Annotated in this window: 1 protein-coding gene; it reads left to right on the forward strand. The window is 60.3% G+C overall.

Features of this window, described 5'->3' with window-relative positions:
- Positions 1-459, forward strand: a 459-nt coding sequence (locus GIB19_RS28190; RefSeq protein WP_274888867.1) for an immunoglobulin-like domain-containing protein, incomplete at both ends; no start/stop codon positions are given.

Raw genomic sequence — 459 nt, forward strand, 5'->3', positions numbered from 1 at the left:
ACTGCCCCGGACAACGTCTACACCGGCGCTAACCCACCGGTAGAGCAGAGCCTGCAATCGGTCAGCGGCGCTGACGCCTGGAAGTTCGAAAACCTGGTTCTGGACAAGACCCCGGTCAGCACCACTGTGACCGACGAACCGGGTACCCCAGGCAACGAAGGCGATGTAATCAAGGTCACTATCACGGCTGACCAGGTTTCGGTTGCCGAGAACGTGAAGCCGACCTTCACCGTTCATATCAACACTGCGCTGGCTCACGACTTGGTCGTGACCCTGAGCAACAATGCCACCGTCACCATCAAAGCGGGCGAAACCAGCGCGCCGTACACCCACGACGCGCAGGGCGATGACGTCTACAAAGACGCTGGCGAAATCAGCCTGGGCATCAAGTCCGCGGTCGATGTCGATGGCCGTGCCTTCGAAAACCTGCAGCTGGGCGACGCGGCATCGGTCAAAGTC

It is taken from the genome of Pseudomonas sp. ITEM 17296 (assembly GCF_028895205.1).
In the GTDB taxonomy this organism is placed as follows: Bacteria; Pseudomonadota; Gammaproteobacteria; order Pseudomonadales; family Pseudomonadaceae; genus Aquipseudomonas; species Aquipseudomonas kermanshahensis.